The organism is Nonomuraea sp. NPDC059023 (assembly GCF_042740095.1).
In the GTDB taxonomy this organism is placed as follows: domain Bacteria; phylum Actinomycetota; class Actinomycetes; order Streptosporangiales; family Streptosporangiaceae; genus Nonomuraea.
The window spans coordinates 161374-179318 of sequence record NZ_JBHYIO010000012.1 but is presented as its reverse complement, the minus strand read 5'-3'; the positions used below and the strand labels follow the sequence as shown (position 1 = coordinate 179318).

The following is a 17945-nucleotide window of genomic DNA, read 5'->3' as shown; positions in this document are numbered from 1 at the left end:
TCACGCTAGGGGCGGCGCCGTACCGGATGCTTCTCCATTCCTGCTTGCTCTGGTCAAAGCTCCCCTGCGGGCCAGCAACAGCAGCACGCACGCCACCGCCCCCAGCGCCACCGTGACCAGGCCGGAGCCGGCCAGCGTCACCCGCGGCCCCAGCGCGGTGGTCAGCGGCCCGCCCAGCGCGGTACCCATCGGCGAGGCCGTCAGCAGCACCGCGCTGCGCGCCGCGAGCATCGCGGCCAGATGTCGCGGCGGCGAAGCCGTCTGCATGAGCGTCACCGACAGCGCCACGAACGGCCCGTAAACCACCCCGCCCAGCGTGAAACACGCCACCGTCACCGCCACCGGCGCCTCGAACCCGAACGGCAGCAGCAACACCCCCCACCCGGCCACGATCACCACCGTCACCGGCCACAACGGCAACCGCCGCAACGCGCCCACCGCCAGCCCGCCGGCCACCGCCCCGATACCGAACAACATCCAGTACAACCCCAGCAGCGTGCCCGGCGCCCCCAGATCCCGGGTCACGTGCAACGGCAGCGCGACCTCGACCGGGCCGTAGAGCAGGTTGAAGAACCAGGTCAGCGCCAGCAACCCCAGCAGTTCCGGATGCGAACGCAGCAACGCCAGCCCGCCCCGCGCCGCCGCCCGGTCGACCGGCGAGACCTGCCCCACCCGCGGCAGGCGGGTACGCGCGATGAGCACCGCCAGGAACACATACGTCAGCGCGTCCAGGCCCAGCACCAGCGCGGAACTCACATACGTCACCAGCACCCCGGCGATCGCCGGCCCCGCGATCGTGGCGGCGAAGCTGAGCGTGCTGACCACCGTGTTGCCCGCCAGCCGCTGCTCCCGCGGCAGCAACTCCGCCAGCAGCGTGTACTTGCCCGCGTTGCCCCACGCGTGCAGCAACGACGACACGGCCAGCAGCACCACGTACAACCACGGCGTGAGCACACCCGCCAGCCACGCGAGCGGCACCACGCCGAGAAACACGCCGCGCACCACGTTGTCGGCCAGCAGCAGCCGCCGCGCCGGCACCCGGCGCAACCACCGCCCGAGCACCAGCGCCCCCACGACCCCCGGCAGCGTGTACGCCGCCACCGCCCCACCGATCCACAACCCCGCATTGGCCGGCGGCGCCAGCTCCATCGCCAGCCACGCCACCGCGACGAAACTCATCCCGTCCCCGAGATAGGACACGGCGAACCCGCCGATCAGCCGCCGGAACACCCGGTTGGCCAGCACCGGCCGGTAAGCGGAGGGAAGCAGGCGGGGCAGCGTCATGGGGGGTTCACCGTCAGGCCGGCGCCGCTCAAGAGGACGACGGGAGAGGACGACTCGAGGGGGCGGCTTGTGGGGGCGATTTATCGGAGGCCACGACTCGTCGGAGGCCGACTCGTGGGACGTGACTCGTAGGGCGTGACTCGGAGGGTGTGACGCGTGGGAGGTGACTCGCAGGACGCGATGAGACTACCGGCGCCAGCGCCCCCGGCACAGCCCCCGCCCAGGACCGAGCCCGAGCGCAGGTCAGGGGCACTTTGTCAGCCGCCGGTGCTACGCTGCCCGCATGACCCCGCAAGACCTGGCCAACCTCGCGCACCTGCGGCGGGCGCGGGATCTGATCGACCGCGAATACGCGCGCCCCCTCGACGTGCCCACCATGGCACGCCACGCGCTCATGTCACCCGCCCACTTCTCCCGCCAGTTCCGGGCCGCCTACGGCGAGACGCCCTACGGCTACCTCATGACCCGCCGCATCGAGCGGGCCATGGCCATGCTGCGCGCGGGCGTCAGCGTGACCGACGCGTGCATGGCCGTCGGCTGTACCTCACTCGGCTCCTTCAGCTCCCGCTTCACCGAACTGCTCGGAGAGACACCGAGCGCCTACCGCGCCCGCGAGCACAGCGCCGTGGCCGCGATGCCCCCGTGCGTGGCACGGCTGCGCACCCGCCCCACCCGCGACGCGCCGAGCAGGATCGAAGAAGCCAAACGCGAGGCCGCCGCCTAACGTGGGCGGCATGAGCATCGCACTTCAGTACTGCCACGTCACCGTCAACGACGTCGACGAAGCCCTCGCCTTCTACCGCGACGCCCTCGCCTTCGAGGTACGCAACGACGTCGCCTCCGGCGGATTCCGCTGGGTCACCCTCGGCACCCCGTCCCAGGCCGGCACCGAGATCGTGCTGTCGGAACCCCACGCGGGCCGCTCCCAGGCCGACGGCGACGCCATCCAGGAACTCCTCACCAAGGGCGTCATGCCCATGATCGTCCTGCGCACCGACGACCTCGACAAGACCTTCGAGAACGCCCGCGCCTCCGGCGCCGAGATCCTGCAGGAGCCCATCGAACAGCCCTGGGGCCCGCGCGACTGCGCCCTGCGCGACCCGTCGGGCAACCTGGTACGCATCCAGCAGGAACCGAAGGCGTAGGACCTACCGCGGTCCCGCCGTGCTCTGGTCGAACAGGTGGATGGGGTTACCCGAGGGGTCGAGGAACGCCGCGCTCTTGCCGTCGGGCAACTCCAGGACCTCACCCACCCACTTCAGCCCGGGATGGGCGGCGATGTAGTCGTCGACGCTGTCGACCATGAACCCGCCGCCCCTCCCCCACTCCGGCCCCTCGCCGGGCGGGACGTCGAGCATCAGCTCGACCTCGGTGCCGGGCAGGTGGAACGCCACGGTCGTCTCGCCCTCCCGCCACGACTCATCGAGCCCCAGCACGTCGCGGTAGAACGCCAACGACTCCTGCAGATCGGTCACCGGCTGATAGAGGAAGATAAGCTTCATACGCCTGAACATAATCCGTTTACGTTATCGCGTCAATCAATTACGATGGTGTGGTGCGCGCATCCATTCCCGTACCCGGCTCAGCGAAGGCACGGCTCATCGAAGCCGGACTCCACCGCTTCGAACGCGACGGCTACGACGCCGTCAACGTCACCGACCTGGCCGCCAAGGCGAGCGTCACCACCGGCGCCCTCTACCACCACTTCGGCTCCAAACTCGGCCTCTACGGCGTCATCCGCGACGACTTCGAACAACGCGTCATCGACCGCATGCACGGAGCAGCAGCAGCCGCCGGCCCCGCCCCCATCCGCGCGGCCCTGCTGGTCGCCTTCGACACCGCCGTCCACTTCGGCACCTGCCGCATCCTGGCCGAACAACCCCCCGAACCACGAAAAGACCCCATCACCGAACTCCTACGCACCCTGCTGGAGAACCACCTGAGAAGCGCCGCCCCCATCCTCACCGCCGCCTGGCGCGCCGCCCTCCTCGAAGTAGCCGACGGCACCCCCGCCTCCACCGTCCGCCCCGCCCTCGACCTCATCCTCACCAACACATAACCCCCTCCCCCAACCCACCAGAACCCCCGGCCACCCAGAACCCCAGCCACCCGGCAGCCCAGCACCCGCAGTCACCACCGGCAACCCGCCCCAGGACGCACCGCACCCCGACACAACAAGCCACCAGCCCGACACACGCGGACCGGGACACACGGACCGGGAAGCAGTTCCGGGGCACGCTGGCCGGGACACGCCAGCCGGGAAGCAAGTTGGGGCACGCGGTTCGGGAAGCGGGTCGGGGCACGCGGATCGAGACACGCGGGTCGGGACACGCCGGCCGGGACACGCCGGCCGGGAAGCGGGTTGGGGCACGCGGGTCGGGACACGCAACACTGGGAGGCATACGCAGGGCAGCGCACGCCACGGGGCCGACCCGCGTCGCCGAGGCACGACTGCGCGCCATGACACAGCGCACCACCCCAACGCCCGCCGCCCGCCGATCTGTGCCCCAGAGGCAAACGCCCTTCCCGCACACGGCATGTCCCGCAACCGCCGCGCACCGACGTGGCATGTCTCCGGAGGCGTGTGCCTTGGCCCGCTCCGTGGCGTAGAGACGAGGTGTGTTCCGGAGGCGGCAGACGCTCCTGGTGCCGGCGCCCCGCATCGTGGCGGACCCCGACGAGCCGCCAGGGTGTGCGGGTTAAGGGGTGCAGGTGGTGTTGGGTGGGGGAAGGGTTCCGGTGGTGAAGTAGGTGTCGGCGTGCTGGCGGGCGCAGGCCGAGCCGGTGACGTAGATCTCGTGGCCGGTGTCGGGTTGCAGGACTGTGGAGCTGCCGGGGACCGAAGCCACGCTTCTGAACGTGGCCGGCGCGTCAGCCCACGTGCCCATGGCCAGCAGCGGCGGCACGCCGGACGGCAACGGCGCGGGTGGGTTCACCGATGGGATGGCCGCGCCCACACAGCCCAGCAGGAACGGCAGCGACGTGCCGCCGGGGCCGAAGTTCGGGGACTCCTTGCGCAGGCGCTTCACCATGGCGGACAGGTCGCGGTAGTCGGAGAGCCCGGGGGCGTCGCCGCACTCGGTGACCGCGAACTTGCTGGTCGACGGGTAGGGGATCCTCCCTCCCGGCGCCAGGGCGGAGGCGTCGCCCCGGGTCGCCTGGTCGATAGCCTTGGCGAGCTTGGGCCAGTCGGCGGCACCCGCCCGGATCAGCTGTCCGGCCAGGAGGCCTTCGAGGTGCTCGCGGGTGTAAGCGGCCTTCACGGCGGGGGCCGGAATGGGGGTCTTGGCCGCCTTGCGCAGGAGCTGGCGCCACAGGCGGGGCACGTCACGGCCGGTCAGGGCACAGGAGGTGTCGGTGGCGCACCAGGCTGTGAACCGGCGCATGCGCAGTTCCAGGTCGCGGGCGAGGGCGAGTTGCTCGCGCAGGAAGGGGTCGGCGTGGTTGCCGCCGCCGTCGAGCACCATGGTGCGCACCCGTTGCGGGAACTGCCTGGCATAGGACTGGCCGTACCAGGTGCCGTAGGAGCCCATGTAGAGGTTGATCTTGGGCGCGCCGAGCGCCCGGCGGATGGCTTCCATGTCGCGCGCGTGGACGGCCGAGCTCATGTTGTCGAACAGCTCCGGGTCGTGCGTACGGCAGGCTCCGGCCCGAGCCTTGTTGTCAGAGGCCAGACGGTCCATCTCCGCCTGGTTTCGGGGGAACGGCGGGACCGGCATGCGGCTGTCCTGCCACGCGCACCCCAGCTCGGGCCGGCTCAGACCGTTGGGATAGCCCCGCGTGTCCCAGGTCACGACGTCCATCTCGCGTCTCAGGCCGTCGAACGGCTTCGCCCAGTAATCCGCATGGTCACGCCAGGCGGTCACCCCCTGCAGACCCGGACCACCGAAGTTGACCAGCACGACCCCCTTGGACGCCGCCGGGCCGGTGGATCGTAGGCGGGCGACGCTCAGCGTGAGCTTCCGGCCGCCGGGTTTGGAGTAGTCGACGTGCACTTTGACCTGGGCGCATTCGAGGCCGCCCGGACCACACGGCTTCCAGGCCGGACCGGACGACGGCCCAACCCCGGCCGAATCCGGTACCGACGCCGTGGCGGTGGCGGTGGCCGAGCCCGTGGCCGGGCCCAGGGCCGAGATTCCGGTGAAGGACAGACCGAGCAGGCCGAGGGACAACAGGGTGTGTAGAAGCATGCGTCCAGGGTCGCGGCGAGCACCGCCCGGCCACATCAACCCACGGTCTGAACGACATCAGCCCACGGTCGGACGCCGCCAACCCCGGTCACGATGCCCCGGTTCACGACACCCCGGCCCACGCCCCGGTCACGATGCCCGGGACACGCCCGCCTGCCGTACATGATCGATCATGATCTTCTCGGCCAGGTCGCCGTCCGCCGCCCGCAACGCCGCCAGAATGTGCTCGTGCGCGTCAAGGTTGCCCCGCGCCTGCACCGGATCCAGCCACAACGACGCCGCCGCCGGAACCGGCACACTGTTACGAATCGCACGGGCATGCTGCCCCAGAAACGCCGGCCCCCCGATATCGGCGATCGACAGATGAAAAGCCCGCGACTTCTCCCCCAGCCCGGCCAGCGCACCGGCGGCCAGATCAGCGACCATCTCGGCGTGCAACGCGTGCAACCCCGCCAGATGCTCAGGAGTGATCCGCGCGGCGGCCAGCCGCGCACCCAGCCCCTCCACCACCGCGCGCACCCCGTAGAACTCCTCCAGCGCGTCCGCCCCCATGTCGATGACGGTCGCGCCGTGGTGCGGCTCGTAGCTGATCAGCCGGTCCTTCTCCAGACGGCGCAACGCCTCGCGCACGGGAGTGACCGAGACACCCAGGCGCTCGGCCACCGCGGCGGCACGCAGCGCGGTGCCCCCCGGAATACGCGCGCTGCGGATGTCGTCCAGCAGGACGCTGTAGACGTAATCAGCCTTACTCATCGGCGGCGTAGGCGGCATGTCCGTGATTGTTCCGTATTTCGGAGTCGCGCGGGTTGACGTATGACTTATTTCTTATAAGTTACATCATCATGACAAGCCTGCCCGACCTTCGGGTGATCGATATGGCGACCCTGTTCGCCGGACCCTCCGCCGCCATGATGCTCGGCGACTTCGGCGCCGACGTCATCAAAATCGAACACCCACGGCGCGGCGACCCCTCCCGCGGCCACGGCGCCGCCGTCGACGGCGTCGGCCTGTGGTGGAAAACCCTGTCACGCAACAAACGCAACGCCGCCATCGACCTGTCCCGCCCAGAAGGCCAGGAGATCATCCGGCAACTGGCCCACAACGCCGACGTCCTCATCGAGAACTTCCGCCCCGGCACCCTCGAACGCTGGGAACTCGACCCACAACACCTGCTGACCGCCAACCCCCGGCTCATCATCGCCCGCATGACCGGATTCGGACAGTTCGGCCCCATGTCCCACCAACCCGGCTTCGGCACCCTCGCCGAAGCCATGAGCGGCTTCGCCGCCATGACCGGCCAGCCCGACGGCCCACCCACACTCCCGCCACTCGCCCTCGCCGACGGCATCGCCGGCCTCGCCATGTCCTACGCCATCATGGTCGCCCTCCACAACCGCGAACGCACCGGCCACGGACAGATCATCGACATGGCGATCATCGAACCCATCCTCGGCCTCCTCGGCCCCCAGATGAGCGCCTACAAAGCCCTCGGCGTGACACCCCGCCGCACCGGCAACCGCTCCAGCAGCAACGCACCCCGCAACACCTACCGCACCCGCGACGGCCGCTGGCTCGCCATCTCCACCAGCGCCCAACCCGTCGCCGAACGCGTCGTCACCCTCGTCGGCCGCCCCGACCTCGTCGCCCAACCCTGGTTCGCCAGCGGAGCCGGCCGCGTCCAGCACGTCGAAGAACTCGACGAAGCCGTCGCCACCTGGATCGCCGCCCGCGACGCCCACGAGGTCATCGCCGCCTTCGAAACCGCCCAGGCCGCCATCGCCCCCATCTACGAAATCTCCGACATCGCCGAAGACCCGCAATACGCCGCCCTCAACACCTTCGTCGACCTGCCCGACCCCGAACTCGGCACCGTCACCATGCAGAACGTCATGTTCCGCATGTCCGAAACCCCCGGCGAAATCCGCTGGCCCGGCCGCCCCCTCGGCCACGACACCGACACCATCCTCACCGAACTCCACTACACCCCGGAACAGATCACCACCCTGCGCGAAGCCGGAGTCATCGCATGACCGTCACCTGGCTCTACGTCCCCGGAGACCGCCCCGAACGCTTCGCCAAAGCCGCCACCTCCGGCGCCGACGAGATCATCATCGACCTCGAAGACGCCGTCGCCCCCCACCACAAAGACCAGGCCCGCGCCAACGCCCTCGACTACCTCCACACCAACCCCGGCATCCCCATCCAGGTCCGCATCAACGACCTCACCACCCAGCGCGGCCGCGACGACCTCGCCGCCCTCACCGGCGCACCCGGCCTCACCGCCGTCCGCCTGCCCAAAGTCGAATCCACCACACCCCTGGACACCCTCGACGTCCCCGCCTGCGCCCTGCTCGAATCCGCCGCCGGCATCCTCAACGCCGCCGCCATCGCCGCCCACCCCCGCATCACCTCAGTCGCACTCGGCGAGCAGGACCTGACCGCCGAACTCTCCCTCACCTCGCCGGCCGCCCTCGACCACCTGCGCCTCCAGGTCGTCCTCGCCGCCGCCGCCGCGGGCCTGCCCCCCGTCCCGATGTCGGTCTACCCCGACGTCCACGACGAACAGGGCCTCATCGCCTCCTGTACGGCCGGCCGCGCCCTCGGCATGTTCGGCCGCACCGCCATCCACCCCCGCCAAATCCCCGCGATCCGCCGAGCCTTCCGCCCCACCCCCGAGGAAACCGCCCGCGCCGCCGAAATCGTGCAAGCCGCCACAGAAACCGGCCAGGCCGCCTTCGCCCTGCCCGACGGCCGCTTCGTCGACGCCCCCGTCCTCGCCAGGGCCCGCCGCATCCTCGCCCTCGCCGACCGCCTCACCGACTCCTGACCCTCACGAGACGAGGCGCGGTCTCTCTCGTCCCCGAACCGCGCCTGGAGGTCACCCCGCTCTATCCGTTGAGGCTTGGCTGTCGAATCGGAAAGTAGGTTTCAACCAACCGACCGCCTTTACTTTGTAGATCAAGATCTGCGACGCGCGTAAGCCGCCGGGGTCATACCGACCGCCGCCGTGAAGTCGCGGGTCAGGTGGGCCTGGTCGGTGTAGCCGAGCTCGGCCGCCAGCGTTGCCAGGTCGAGGCCCTGGTAGATGCGCTCCGCCGCCTCGTGCAGCCGGAACCGGCGGATCACCCACTTCGGGCCGATCCCCACATAGTCCCGGAACAGCCGCTGCAACGAGCGCATCGACCGGCCCGATCGGGCGGCCAGCTGCTCCACCCTGACCATGGGCACCTCGGCCTCCGCCAGAGCCACCAGCGCCGCCGCCTCCTCCGCCAGCGGATCCTCGCGCGGGTCCAGACCCAGCAGGAACGTCTCGACCCGCGCGATCGCCGCCCGCGCCTCGGGTTCGGCCAGGACCCGCTCGGCCAGTGCCGCGCCCGCCTCGCCGTACATGTCGCTGATCTCCACGAAACGGCCGGTCAGCTCGGAGACGGGGCCGCCGAGGAACGTGCGGAAGCCGCCGGGGCGGAAGCGGACGCCGAGCACGCGCCCGCTTCCGCGCATCGTGTAGGAGAAACCGCCCTTGATCACTCCCGCTATCCGGCGGTGGTCCGGGGCGATGTTCAGGTTCACGGTGGGATGGGAGACGATGCGCTGCACGTACGGCTCGGCCAGCTCCTTCCAGGTGACGACCCAGAAGTGGTCCACGAACGCCGCGAGGCCGGGCGCCGGCGCCTGCCGGGTGAAGTCGAAGGCCGCGAGCCCGGCATAAGGGTCCACCCAGCCACGCTGTCGCGTTTCTACAAGCCGCGCCTGTGACGGACGGGGAATCATCGCTGCCATGGACCACATGATGCCGCTGATGACACGTGCCGCCGAACGTACCGCCGGCGTGGTGCGCGGCGTACGGCAGGAGCAGTTCGCCGCACCCACGCCCTGCGCGAAGTTCGACGTCGAAGCCCTGATCGCCCACCTGGAGTGGGTCGCCGAGCTGTTCGAGTCGCTGGGCGCCAAGGGACCGTACGTCGAGCAGGGCCCCTACGCCGGCGACTTCCCCGAGCGGGCCGAGCGCGCGCTGGCCGTCTGGTCGCGGCCCGGGGCGTGGGAGGGGGACAGCGCCGCCATGGGCCTGCCGATGACGGTGCTGGGCCACATGTTCCTCGTGGACATGATCGTCCACGGCTGGGACCTGGCCAAGGCCACCGCGCAGCCGTACGAGCCGGACCCGGAGACCGTGACGGTGGCCGTCGGCTTCACCGGCCGGATGGTGGAGATGGGCAGGCAGCGCGGCGCGTTCGGACCGCCGGTGGCGGTGCCGGACGACGCCCCCGCCTTCGACCGCCTGCTCGGCGTCATCGGCCGGGATCCGGCCTGGGCGGCGACGTGATCGAAAAGGCACTGACCACGAACGCGGCTGACACGCGCCTCCTGATCGAGAAGGTGATTCACGTGCTCACCGACTGACAAATAGGCCCTCTCAGGGATGATCAGCGCGTTTACGCTGCAAAAGCAGTTGTTCATCGTGTGTTCACACAAGGAGAGGCACACATGACCGCGCTTGATCGACGATCCTTCCTGGGCCGCGGCCTCGCCACCGCCGGTGGCGTCCTGGCCGGCGGTGTCGCCATCGAGACCTTGGCAGCCCACGCGTCCTGGGCCGACGCCGGACGACCCGCCGCCGACCCGGGTAAGGCGGGGTATGGCCCGCTGCGCCGTACCCCTTCCAAGAACACCGGCGAAGAGCTGCTCGCCCTGCCCTCGGGATTCTCCTACATCGTGCTCGGTCAGACCGGAACCCCTATGACCGACGGGGTCGCGACCCCGATCGCCCACGATGGCATGGCCGCTTTCCCCGGCAGGCGACGCCACACCGTCCGGCTGATCCGCAACCACGAGGTCCGCACGACTCCGGGATCACCGACGGGCCGGGTGCACGTGCCCGGATCCCGGCGTTACGACGAGCTCGGCGTCGGCGGCACCACCACGCTTGAGGTGGATCTGCGCAGCGGCGAGACGCTGGAGCACTTCGTCAGCTTCAACGGTTCGATCGTCAACTGCGCCGGCGGCCGGATGCTTCACAACCGCGGCTGGCTGACCTGCGAAGAGACCACCTCCGGCCTGGACCGGGGCTGGCAGCGCAAGCACGGCTACATCTTCGAGGTGCCGCTGAACGGGCCCAGGCCGGGCGAACCCGCTCCGTCGATGCCGCTCACCGCGATGGGCCGTTTCTCCCACGAAGCCATCGCGGTCGACCCGCGGACCGGCTACGTCTACGAGACCGAGGACGACTCCGGCAAGCCCAACGGCTTCTACCGCTTCCGGCCCGGCAACCCGCGCGATCTGGCCGCGGGCGGCGTGCTGGAGATGCTCAAGGTCAAGGGCGCCGGCGAGTACGACTGCCGCGAGGGCCAGACGATGGGCAGCCGCCTGCCGGTGGAGTGGGTCAGAATCGACGACCCTGACCCGGATCTCGAGAACGGCGCCCCGACCTGCACCCAGCAAGGGCTGGCCAAGGGAGGCGCGAAGTTCAACCGGCTCGAAGGCTGCTGGTACGGCGACGGCGCCATCTTCTTCAGCTCCACCAGCGGCGGCGACGCGAAGAACGGCGACGCCCCCAACGCCGACGGCTACCGCGAGGGGTACGGCCAGGTCTGGCAGCTCGTCCCCGGCCGCCATCGCCGTTCCGACACGCTGGTGCTCGTCTACGAATCGCCGGGACGCAAAGAACTCGACTCCCCCGACAACCTCACCTTCACCCCGCGCGGCGGCATCGTCCTGTGCGAGGACGACGCCTCCTCCGCCGACGCCGACCCGCACCCGCTGGCACCGGGCCTGGACAACGTCAACCGGCTGATCGGCCTGGATCCACGGGGCGGGCAGCCGTTCGAGTTCGCCGTGAACATCGACAACGACAGCGAGTTCGCCGGAGCCTGCTTCAGCCCTGACGGCTCGGTGCTGTTCGTCAACTGTCTCGGCCACACTGCCGCACTCGACCCTCCCGGGCGTACGTTCGCCATCCGCGGGCCGTGGTCACGCGGGCCGCTGTAGGTCACGGCCGGACTGATCAGATAAGGGTTCCAACCTTTCGCCCCGTACGTGGCGTTTGACTGGGGTGAGAGGAGAACGAATCTTGGAACCACACGCCGGCTTCCGCGAGTTCGTGCTGGCCCGCCAGCAGGCGCTCATGCGGACCGCGTACCTGCTCACGGGGGACGCCCACCTTGCCGAGGATCTGCTGCAGAGCGTCCTGGTCAAGGTGGTGGGCCATTGGGCCCGCCTGGCCCGCGACGGCAACCCCGAGGCCTATACGCGCAAAGCGCTGGTCAACCAGTACATTTCCTGGCGGCGGCGGTCCCGCCCCGAGTCGCCCAGCGCCAGCCTGCCCGAGCACGGGCGGCGCTATGACGAGGCCGCGCTGGACCGCATCGTGCTGCGCCAGGCGCTGGCCAGGCTGACTCCCAAGCAGCGGGCCGTGCTCGTGCTGCGGTTCTGGGAGGACCTCACGGAAGCGCAGACCGCCCAGGTGCTGGGCTGCTCGCTGGGAACCGTCAAGAGCCAGACCCACCACGCGCTCTCGCGCCTGCGCGCGCAGGCGCCGGAGCTGGCCGGTCTGCTGTCGGAACATGTGATCGAGGAGGTGGCCCGATGACGAGGCTGCGTGACGCGCTCGGCGATCTGGCCGAGCAGGCCCCACGCGTGGATCTGGCGGAGGCGGCCATCGCGGGCCACCTGCGCAGGCGGCGTACCGGCCGGGTGGTCGCCGCCCTGGCCACCGCCACGGTGCTGGCCGTCGCCGGAGCCGTGGTGACGCTGCCGTGGCAGAGCACCGTGAGCCCGGTCGCGGCCGAGGGCGTGAAGAAGGCGCCCGACCTGCCCGCCACCGCGGTGGGCCCGCTCGGCTACGCCTTCCGTACACCCTGCCGCGTCAAGCCCGAGCACGACTGCTCCGCGTCGGAGTGGCGGGTCGTCACCCGCTCGGGCAGGACCTACCGGCTGCCGCACGCCCCCGCGTACCTCCACGGGGGGCTCGCCGCGCCGGTGGCGATCAGCCGTGACGGCGGCACGCTCGCCTACTACGACCCCCAGGAGGGGGCGCACGTGGTCCACGACCTGAAGCGCGGCACCCGGACGGTGTCGCGGTTGCGGCTGGGCGAGGACCGCGTCGGCGTCGGCTCCCTGCTCCTCGTCTCCGACGACGGCCGCTACCTGGCTTTCGACCCGCAGGAAGGCAGCAAGGAGCCGGGGATGGTCATCGACGTGCGTACCGGCGCGACTGTGTCGGTGCCGGGGAAGTTCGAGCCGGTCAGCGTCAAGGACGGCGTGGTGTCGCTGGTGCGCTACCTCAAGACCGACCTGTGGCTCATGCCGGTGACCGGCGGGGGCAAGCCGGTGCGGTTCGACGGCGTGTTCATCATGTTCAGCGAGCCCGCCCCCGACGGCCGCACGGTCGCCGCGGTCCGGCACAAGGACCATCTCCGCAACAAGCTGACCCTGCTGGACGCCAAGACCGGCAGAACCCTGCGTACGGTGCCCGTCCGCGGCCTGCCCGACGACCGCGGCGCCGTGACCGCGACCGGCCCTTGGCGCAGCTCCGGGGAGATCGACCTCAGCTATTCGGGCAGCACGGGCCTGCTCACCTACGCGGTCGACGTGCGCAGCGGCCGGGCCCGCCTGCTGGAGCGCTACCCCGGCAAGCGGTTGAGCGTGACCCTGCCCGGCCAGGCGGAAGGCGGGTAGGAGTCAGGACACTCGCCGAAGGAGGCCCTCATGTCCGCCGAACTCGTGGCCGTCGTGACCGGGGCGGCTCGGGGTGTCGGCCGCGGGATCGCGCTGGTGCTGGGCGAAGCCGGCGCCACCGTCTACGTCACCGACCGCGAATCCCGCGCCCACCGCCACTCCGACCTGCCCGGCACCGTTGAGGACACCGCCGGCCAGGTGAACGACCGGGGCGGCCACGGCGTCCCCGTCGTCGTGGACCACGCCGACGACGACGCCGTGGCGGCGCTGTTCGAGCGGGTCCGCGCCGAGCGGGGCGGGCTCGATCTCCTGGTCGCCAACGCGTGCGCCGGCAACGCGCTGCCGTTCGCCGGCGGGCCGTTCTGGACGCTGCCGATACAGCACTGGCGGAACATGATGGAGATCGGCGTCCGCAGCCACCTGGTCGCGGCCTGGCACGCCGCTCCCCTGCTGATCGAACGGCGCGGCCTGCTGGTCATGACCGGCTACGCCGACCCCGAGGCGGAGGTCATCGCCGGTCACGTCTTCTATGACCTGGCCATGACCGGCGTGAGCCGCCTCGCCCGTACGCTCGCCCACGACCTGCGCCCGCACGGCGTCACCGCACTGGCCCTGTCGCCCGGCTTCACCCGGACGGAGGCGATCATGGCCGCCTTCGGCGACCGGATGCCGCCGGGCGGCGACTCGATCGAGTTCCCCGGCCGGGCGGTGCGGGCGCTGCTGGCCGACGCCGGGGTCGCCCGGCACGCCGGGCGCACCGTCCGTGTGGCGGACCTGGCGGAGGAGTACGGCTTCGGCGACCTTCCGGACTGAGCGGTCAGCTCCGGGTGTCGCGGGCGAAGGTGCGCAGGGCCCGCAGGAAGTCGATGTGGCGGAAGCCGGGCCAGTTGACGTCGCAGAAGTGCAGCTTGGCGTGGGCGGCCTGCCACATCAGGAAGCCGGACAGGCGCTGCTCGCCGCTGGTGCGGATGATGAAGTCCGGGTCGCTGCGGCCGCTGGTGTAGAGGTGGGCGGCGATGTCGTCGGCCGTCAGCGTCCGGGCCAGCTCGGACAGGTCGGCGCCGTCGGTCTCCAGGAGGGCGCGGACCGCGTCCACGACCTCCTGCCGGCCGTCGTAGCCGATGGCGAGCGTGAGCTCGTGGCCGTGCTCGCGGCCCGCGGTGGCTTCCATGGCGAGTTTGAGCGCGTGCGCGGTCGAGTCGGGCAGTTCGTCGAGGCGGCCCGCCACGTGCAGCCGCCACAGGGGCGAGGAGGCGACCAGGCTGCCCGCGATGACCTTCTCGATCAGTTCCATGTAGAACGTGACCTGCTCGGAGGCGCGTTTGCGCACGTTGTCGGAGGAGGCCACGTAGATCGTGACCTCCTTGATGCCGAGTTCGGCGCACCAGCCGGCGACGGTCTGGATGTGCTCGACGCCGTAGCGGTGGCCGACGCTCGGGTTGGCGAAGCCCTCCTCGCGGGCCCAGCGCCGGTTGCCGTCCATGACCAGGCCGACGTGCCGGGGAACGCGGGTGACCTGGGCACGGAGCCTGCGGGCGTAGAGCGCGTGGAGCATGTTCCGACTCTATAGACAGTGCAGGCAGGTACACCCTCGCTTGGGCGTTACCTGCATTCTGAATCCCGGGCCGGGAACCTAGCGTCGGGATCATGACAACCTCGCTACGTACCATCGGGCTGTGGATCCTTCAGGTCGTCACGGCGGCGGCGTTCCTGCTGGCGGCGCTGGGCAAGTTCGCGGACGCGGAGCCGGCCGCGAGCACGTTCGACGCGATCGGCGCGGGTGACTGGCTGCGCTATCTGGTCGGCGCGCTGGAGGTCGCGGGCGTCATCGGCTTGCTGGTGCCGCCGCTGGCCGGGCTCGCCGCGCTGGCGTTCGCGGCGCTCATGGTCGGCGCGACGCTGACCCAGGTGCTGGTGATGGGCGGCGGCGCGTTCCTGCCGCTCGTCCTGCTCGCCCTGTCTCTGGTGATCGCCTGGGGGCGGCGGAGCAGTACGGCGAAGCTGTGGTCGGCCCTCAGATCCCGCGAAGCGCACAAGATCTGATGACAATCCGCATGGGTGCGTTGTTCGGAAATGCCCGCACGCTGTCACCCATGCGAACTCTCACCCATTACCGCGACGCCCTCCTGGCCCGGTGGCCGACGATGGTCGGCCTGGTCGTCCTCGCCCTCACCGGCCCCGACGCGCACGTCGCCGCCATGATCATCATCCTGGCCGCCCTCTGCTACCTCGGCGCCGCGGCGCTCGGCTCACGCCGCGCCAGCTGGATCGTCGCCGTCCTCGCCTCGGTCCTGGTGAGCATCGGCATGGCCACCGCGCTGGACGCGATCGTGCTGCTCCTCGCCGCCGCCGCGATCTTCCTGGTGTACGGCCTGCTGCGCGGCGACCGGATCGACCGGCGTGAACTCGGCATCCAGGCGGCCGCCTTCGCCGGCTACTCCGCGATCGCGCTGACCGCGATGACGGCCGGCCCGGTCCTCGCCGTCCACCTGGCGGCGCTGGCGGCCATCGGGCACGGCGTCTGGGACGTGATCCACCACCGCCGCGACAAGGTCGTCACCCGCTCGCTGACCGAGTTCTGCATGGTGCTCGACTTCGGCCTCGGCGTGCTGCTGCTGGCCGTCACCTGGGCGGCGATCCTCACCGCCTGAGGCGTTCTCGGGGAATATTTTAGTTAGGCTAGCCTAACCTAACTTCAGGGATCATACTTGTCGTGCACCACGTCGGATGACGTCGAAAGGAGCCGTCCTTTGGCACGGCATGAAGCCCCACCCCGAACCTCGGCAACCCTGAGGGCCGCCGCGTTAGGCCTGGTCCTGGTCCTGCTGGCGGCGTGCGGCAGCAACGTACGGAGCGCAGCGCCCACCTCGGCGCCGCCCGCGCCTCAGCAGGCGGGCGCCTTCCCCGTCACGATCAAGCACGCGGCCGGGGAGAGCCGCATCGAAAAGGCCCCCGCCCGCGTCGTCGCGCTCAGCACCGGCTGGGTCGACGCCACCCTGGCCCTCGGCGTGGTCCCGGTCGCGGCCAACCGGTGGAGCGCCACCCAGCCGGTCTTCGCCCCGTGGAACGCCGACCTGCTCAAGGAGTCCACGACCACGCCGATCAACACCGTGGCCGACATCTCCGTCGAGGAGATCGCCAAGCTGCGCCCCGACGTGATCTTCGGCTCGTACCAGGTCACCTCCAACAAGGGCCTGTACGCCGCGCTCAGCAAGATCGCGCCCACCATCGGCATCATCGGCGCCGACAACCAGGACGGCACCTGGCAGGAGATCCTGCTCACCGTCGGCAAGGTCCTGGGCAAGAGCGCCGAGGCCCAGGCCGCCGTGACCAAGGCCGAGGCGTCGCTGTCCGGGGTCGCCACCACGTACCCGGGGATCAAGGGCAAGACCGTGCAGTACGTCGTGCTGCGCCAGCCCGGCACCGTCCAGGCCGGCGCCAAGGCCAACGACCACCTCGTCCGCTTCTTCCAGACCATGGGACTCGGCCCCGCCCCGGGGCTGACGGCGCTGGAGGCCAAGGGCGGCGAGACCGGCTTCCTCAGCTACGAACAACTCGGCGCGCTCGACGGCGACCTCATGTTCATCGGCGGCTTCAGTGACGAGGAGATGACCGCGTTCGAGAAGTCGGAGCTGTTCAAGAAGATCCCCACCGTGCGCGACGGCACGTACCTGGTCCTGGACGCCGAGAAGATCGGCGCGATGCGCACCCCCACCGTGCGCAACATCCCCTACCTCCTCGACGCCATGAAACCGGCCCTGGAAAAGGCCGGAAACGCGTGAGCGACGGCCACCGGGGCCGTGCTGCGCTGCGCGGCGCCGCCTTGGTGGTGGCCTGCGGGGTGCTGTTCCTCGTGTGCCTGCTCAGCGTGGGACTGGGCTCGTTGCAGATGTCGCCCGCCACGGTGATCTCGGCCCTGCTGTCGCCCGACGACTCCTACTCGGCGCTCATCGTCACCTCGATGCGCGTGCCGAGGACGCTCGTCGGGCTGCTGGCCGGCGCCGCGCTCGGCGTGTCGGGCGCGCTCATGCAGTCCATGACGCGCAACCCCCTGGCCGATCCCGGCCTGCTCGGGGTCAACGCGGGCGCGGCCACCGCCGTGGTGTTCGCGGTCGCGTTCTTCGGGCTCGACCAGCTCACCTCGTACGTGTGGTTCTCGTTCGCGGGCGCGCTGGCCGTCTCCCTGCTGGTGTACGGCATCGGCTCGGCGGGCGGCGGCCGGGCCACCCCCGTACGGCTGGCGCTGGCCGGAACGGCCATCGGCGTGGTGCTGACCTCGATCATCCAGGCCGTCCTGCTGATCGACCCGATCGCCTTCGACCGCTACCGGTTCTGGGCCATCGGCGCTCTGGCCGGCCGGGACATGAAGGTGGTCGAGCAGGTGCTGCCGTTCATCCTGATCGGCCTGGCGATGGCGCTGGTCCTGGCGCCCTCGCTCAACGTGCTGGCGCTCGGCGACGACAGCGCCCGCGCGCTGGGGCTGCGGCTCGGACACGTGCGCGTGCTCACGGCCGTCGCCATCACGCTGCTGTGCGGCGGGGCGACGGCGGCGGCCGGGCCGATCGTGTTCGTGGGGCTGGCGGTGCCGCACATGGTGCGCCTGCTGACCGGCCCCGACCAGCGGTGGGTGATCCCGTACAGCATGGTCGTGGCGCCCATCCTGCTGCTCGGCGCGGACCTGGCCGGACGCGTACTGGCCCGGCCGAGCGAACTGGAGGTCGGCATCATCACCTCGTGCCTGGGCGCGCCCGTGCTGATGTGGCTGGTCCGCGGGAGGAGGCTGGCGAAGCTGTGAAG

At 70.6% G+C, this 17945-nt stretch carries 20 protein-coding genes; 14 read left to right on the top strand and 6 right to left on the bottom strand.

Going from position 1 to position 17945, the window contains the following annotated elements; all coding sequences use genetic code 11:
• A complete protein-coding gene (locus ACFWYW_RS22080) occupies positions 1-1284 on the bottom strand; it encodes an MFS transporter (RefSeq protein ID WP_379621028.1) in 1284 nt (427 codons plus the stop codon).
• A gap of 283 nt (positions 1285-1567) precedes the next feature.
• Here ACFWYW_RS22080 and ACFWYW_RS22075 point away from each other — a divergent pair, with 283 nt between their 5' ends.
• On the top strand, positions 1568-2008 hold the full coding sequence (locus ACFWYW_RS22075) for a helix-turn-helix transcriptional regulator (protein WP_379621030.1): 441 nt from the start codon (positions 1568-1570) through the stop codon (positions 2006-2008).
• Between the two features lie 10 nt (positions 2009-2018).
• Positions 2019-2429: a VOC family protein gene (locus ACFWYW_RS22070; protein WP_379621032.1), complete on the top strand. Its 411-nt coding sequence runs from the start codon at positions 2019-2021 to the stop codon at positions 2427-2429.
• Between the two features lie 3 nt (positions 2430-2432).
• Here ACFWYW_RS22070 and ACFWYW_RS22065 read toward each other — a convergent pair whose 3' ends face one another.
• Positions 2433-2786, bottom strand: a complete 354-nt coding sequence (locus tag ACFWYW_RS22065; RefSeq protein WP_379621034.1) for a VOC family protein — start codon at positions 2784-2786, stop codon at positions 2433-2435.
• A 53-nt stretch (positions 2787-2839) separates the two neighbouring features.
• Between ACFWYW_RS22065 and ACFWYW_RS22060 the strand changes: the two genes are divergently transcribed.
• Positions 2840-3343: a TetR/AcrR family transcriptional regulator gene (locus ACFWYW_RS22060; protein ID WP_379621036.1), complete on the top strand. Its 504-nt coding sequence runs from the start codon at positions 2840-2842 to the stop codon at positions 3341-3343.
• Between the two features lie 640 nt (positions 3344-3983).
• Here the strand turns inward: ACFWYW_RS22060 and ACFWYW_RS22055 are convergent.
• Together ACFWYW_RS22055 and ACFWYW_RS22050 are read right to left on the bottom strand one after the other, a co-directional pair.
• Positions 3984-5474 carry an alpha/beta fold hydrolase gene (locus ACFWYW_RS22055; RefSeq protein ID WP_379621038.1) on the bottom strand — a complete coding sequence of 497 codons (1491 nt, stop codon included), beginning with the start codon at positions 5472-5474 and terminating at the stop codon, positions 3984-3986.
• A 129-nt stretch (positions 5475-5603) separates the two neighbouring features.
• On the bottom strand, positions 5604-6245 hold the full coding sequence (locus ACFWYW_RS22050; RefSeq protein ID WP_379621040.1) for a GntR family transcriptional regulator: 642 nt from the start codon (positions 6243-6245) through the stop codon (positions 5604-5606).
• Positions 6246-6316: 71 nt separating this feature from the next.
• Here ACFWYW_RS22050 and ACFWYW_RS22045 point away from each other — a divergent pair, with 71 nt between their 5' ends.
• Both ACFWYW_RS22045 and ACFWYW_RS22040 read left to right on the top strand, forming a co-directional pair.
• Positions 6317-7504: a CaiB/BaiF CoA transferase family protein gene (locus ACFWYW_RS22045; RefSeq protein WP_379621042.1), complete on the top strand. Its 1188-nt coding sequence runs from the start codon at positions 6317-6319 to the stop codon at positions 7502-7504.
• A complete protein-coding gene (locus ACFWYW_RS22040; protein ID WP_379621044.1) occupies positions 7501-8301 on the top strand; it encodes an HpcH/HpaI aldolase/citrate lyase family protein in 801 nt (266 codons plus the stop codon). Before ACFWYW_RS22045 ends, ACFWYW_RS22040 begins: the two co-directional genes overlap by 4 nt.
• Positions 8302-8432: 131 nt before the next feature.
• Here ACFWYW_RS22040 and ACFWYW_RS22035 read toward each other — a convergent pair whose 3' ends face one another.
• Complete coding sequence (locus tag ACFWYW_RS22035; protein WP_379621046.1) at positions 8433-9191, bottom strand: DUF6597 domain-containing transcriptional factor; 759 nt, start codon at positions 9189-9191, stop codon at positions 8433-8435.
• 61 nt (positions 9192-9252) lie between these two features.
• Between ACFWYW_RS22035 and ACFWYW_RS22030 the strand changes: the two genes are divergently transcribed.
• The 5 genes from ACFWYW_RS22030 to ACFWYW_RS22010 all read left to right on the top strand — a co-directional run bounded on the left by ACFWYW_RS22030 (position 9253) and on the right by ACFWYW_RS22010 (position 13961).
• The gene (locus ACFWYW_RS22030) at positions 9253-9798 is read left to right on the top strand and encodes a TIGR03086 family metal-binding protein (protein WP_379621048.1); all 546 of its coding nucleotides are present in this window, start codon (positions 9253-9255) and stop codon (positions 9796-9798) included.
• Positions 9799-9959: 161 nt separating this feature from the next.
• Positions 9960-11459, top strand: a complete 1500-nt coding sequence (locus tag ACFWYW_RS22025; protein ID WP_379621050.1) for a PhoX family protein — start codon at positions 9960-9962, stop codon at positions 11457-11459.
• 82 nt (positions 11460-11541) lie between these two features.
• On the top strand, positions 11542-12060 hold the full coding sequence (locus ACFWYW_RS22020) for a SigE family RNA polymerase sigma factor (RefSeq protein ID WP_379621052.1): 519 nt from the start codon (positions 11542-11544) through the stop codon (positions 12058-12060).
• Positions 12057-13148 (top strand): hypothetical protein, encoded by a 1092-nt coding sequence (locus ACFWYW_RS22015; RefSeq protein WP_379621054.1) that lies wholly within the window; start codon positions 12057-12059, stop codon positions 13146-13148. The genes ACFWYW_RS22020 and ACFWYW_RS22015 overlap by 4 nt, the downstream gene beginning before the upstream one ends.
• Before the next feature lie 30 nt (positions 13149-13178).
• On the top strand, positions 13179-13961 hold the full coding sequence (locus ACFWYW_RS22010; protein WP_379641042.1) for an SDR family oxidoreductase: 783 nt from the start codon (positions 13179-13181) through the stop codon (positions 13959-13961).
• A gap of 4 nt (positions 13962-13965) precedes the next feature.
• Here the strand turns inward: ACFWYW_RS22010 and uppS are convergent, their stop codons facing one another.
• Positions 13966-14703 (bottom strand): polyprenyl diphosphate synthase, encoded by a 738-nt coding sequence (gene uppS / locus ACFWYW_RS22005; protein WP_379621182.1) that lies wholly within the window; start codon positions 14701-14703, stop codon positions 13966-13968.
• A gap of 92 nt (positions 14704-14795) precedes the next feature.
• Here uppS and ACFWYW_RS22000 point away from each other — a divergent pair, with 92 nt between their 5' ends.
• From ACFWYW_RS22000 to ACFWYW_RS21985, 4 genes are all read left to right on the top strand, one after another.
• On the top strand, positions 14796-15191 hold the full coding sequence (locus tag ACFWYW_RS22000) for a DoxX family protein (protein WP_379621180.1): 396 nt from the start codon (positions 14796-14798) through the stop codon (positions 15189-15191).
• A 50-nt stretch (positions 15192-15241) separates the two neighbouring features.
• Positions 15242-15799, top strand: a complete 558-nt coding sequence (locus tag ACFWYW_RS21995) for a hypothetical protein (RefSeq protein ID WP_379621178.1) — start codon at positions 15242-15244, stop codon at positions 15797-15799.
• Positions 15800-15898: 99 nt separating this feature from the next.
• A complete protein-coding gene (locus ACFWYW_RS21990) occupies positions 15899-16930 on the top strand; it encodes an ABC transporter substrate-binding protein (RefSeq protein ID WP_379621176.1) in 1032 nt (343 codons plus the stop codon).
• Positions 16927-17943, top strand: a complete 1017-nt coding sequence (locus tag ACFWYW_RS21985; protein ID WP_379621174.1) for a FecCD family ABC transporter permease — start codon at positions 16927-16929, stop codon at positions 17941-17943. Before ACFWYW_RS21990 ends, ACFWYW_RS21985 begins: the two co-directional genes overlap by 4 nt.
• The last annotated feature ends 2 nt before the right edge of the window (positions 17944-17945 follow it).

Bases quoted from the DNA above. Each gene is read 5' to 3' on its own strand.
- ACFWYW_RS22080 (WP_379621028.1), bottom strand. From the start codon at position 1,284: ATGACGCTGCCCCGCCTGCTTCCCTCCGCTTACCGGCCGGTGCTGGCC.
- ACFWYW_RS22065 (WP_379621034.1), bottom strand. From the start codon at position 2,786: ATGAAGCTTATCTTCCTCTATCAGCCGGTGACCGATCTGCAGGAGTCG.
- ACFWYW_RS22000 (WP_379621180.1), top strand. From the start codon at position 14,796: ATGACAACCTCGCTACGTACCATCGGGCTGTGGATCCTTCAGGTCGTC.
- uppS (WP_379621182.1), bottom strand. From the start codon at position 14,703: ATGCTCCACGCGCTCTACGCCCGCAGGCTCCGTGCCCAGGTCACCCGC.
- ACFWYW_RS22045 (WP_379621042.1), top strand. From the start codon at position 6,317: ATGACAAGCCTGCCCGACCTTCGGGTGATCGATATGGCGACCCTGTTC.
- ACFWYW_RS22030 (WP_379621048.1), top strand. From the start codon at position 9,253: ATGGACCACATGATGCCGCTGATGACACGTGCCGCCGAACGTACCGCC.
- ACFWYW_RS22010 (WP_379641042.1), top strand. From the start codon at position 13,179: ATGTCCGCCGAACTCGTGGCCGTCGTGACCGGGGCGGCTCGGGGTGTC.
- ACFWYW_RS22025 (WP_379621050.1), top strand. From the start codon at position 9,960: ATGACCGCGCTTGATCGACGATCCTTCCTGGGCCGCGGCCTCGCCACC.
- ACFWYW_RS22015 (WP_379621054.1), top strand. From the start codon at position 12,057: ATGACGAGGCTGCGTGACGCGCTCGGCGATCTGGCCGAGCAGGCCCCA.
- ACFWYW_RS22050 (WP_379621040.1), bottom strand. From the start codon at position 6,245: ATGCCGCCTACGCCGCCGATGAGTAAGGCTGATTACGTCTACAGCGTC.
- ACFWYW_RS22075 (WP_379621030.1), top strand. From the start codon at position 1,568: ATGACCCCGCAAGACCTGGCCAACCTCGCGCACCTGCGGCGGGCGCGG.
- ACFWYW_RS22070 (WP_379621032.1), top strand. From the start codon at position 2,019: ATGAGCATCGCACTTCAGTACTGCCACGTCACCGTCAACGACGTCGAC.
- ACFWYW_RS21995 (WP_379621178.1), top strand. From the start codon at position 15,242: ATGCGAACTCTCACCCATTACCGCGACGCCCTCCTGGCCCGGTGGCCG.
- ACFWYW_RS22055 (WP_379621038.1), bottom strand. From the start codon at position 5,474: ATGCTTCTACACACCCTGTTGTCCCTCGGCCTGCTCGGTCTGTCCTTC.
- ACFWYW_RS22040 (WP_379621044.1), top strand. From the start codon at position 7,501: ATGACCGTCACCTGGCTCTACGTCCCCGGAGACCGCCCCGAACGCTTC.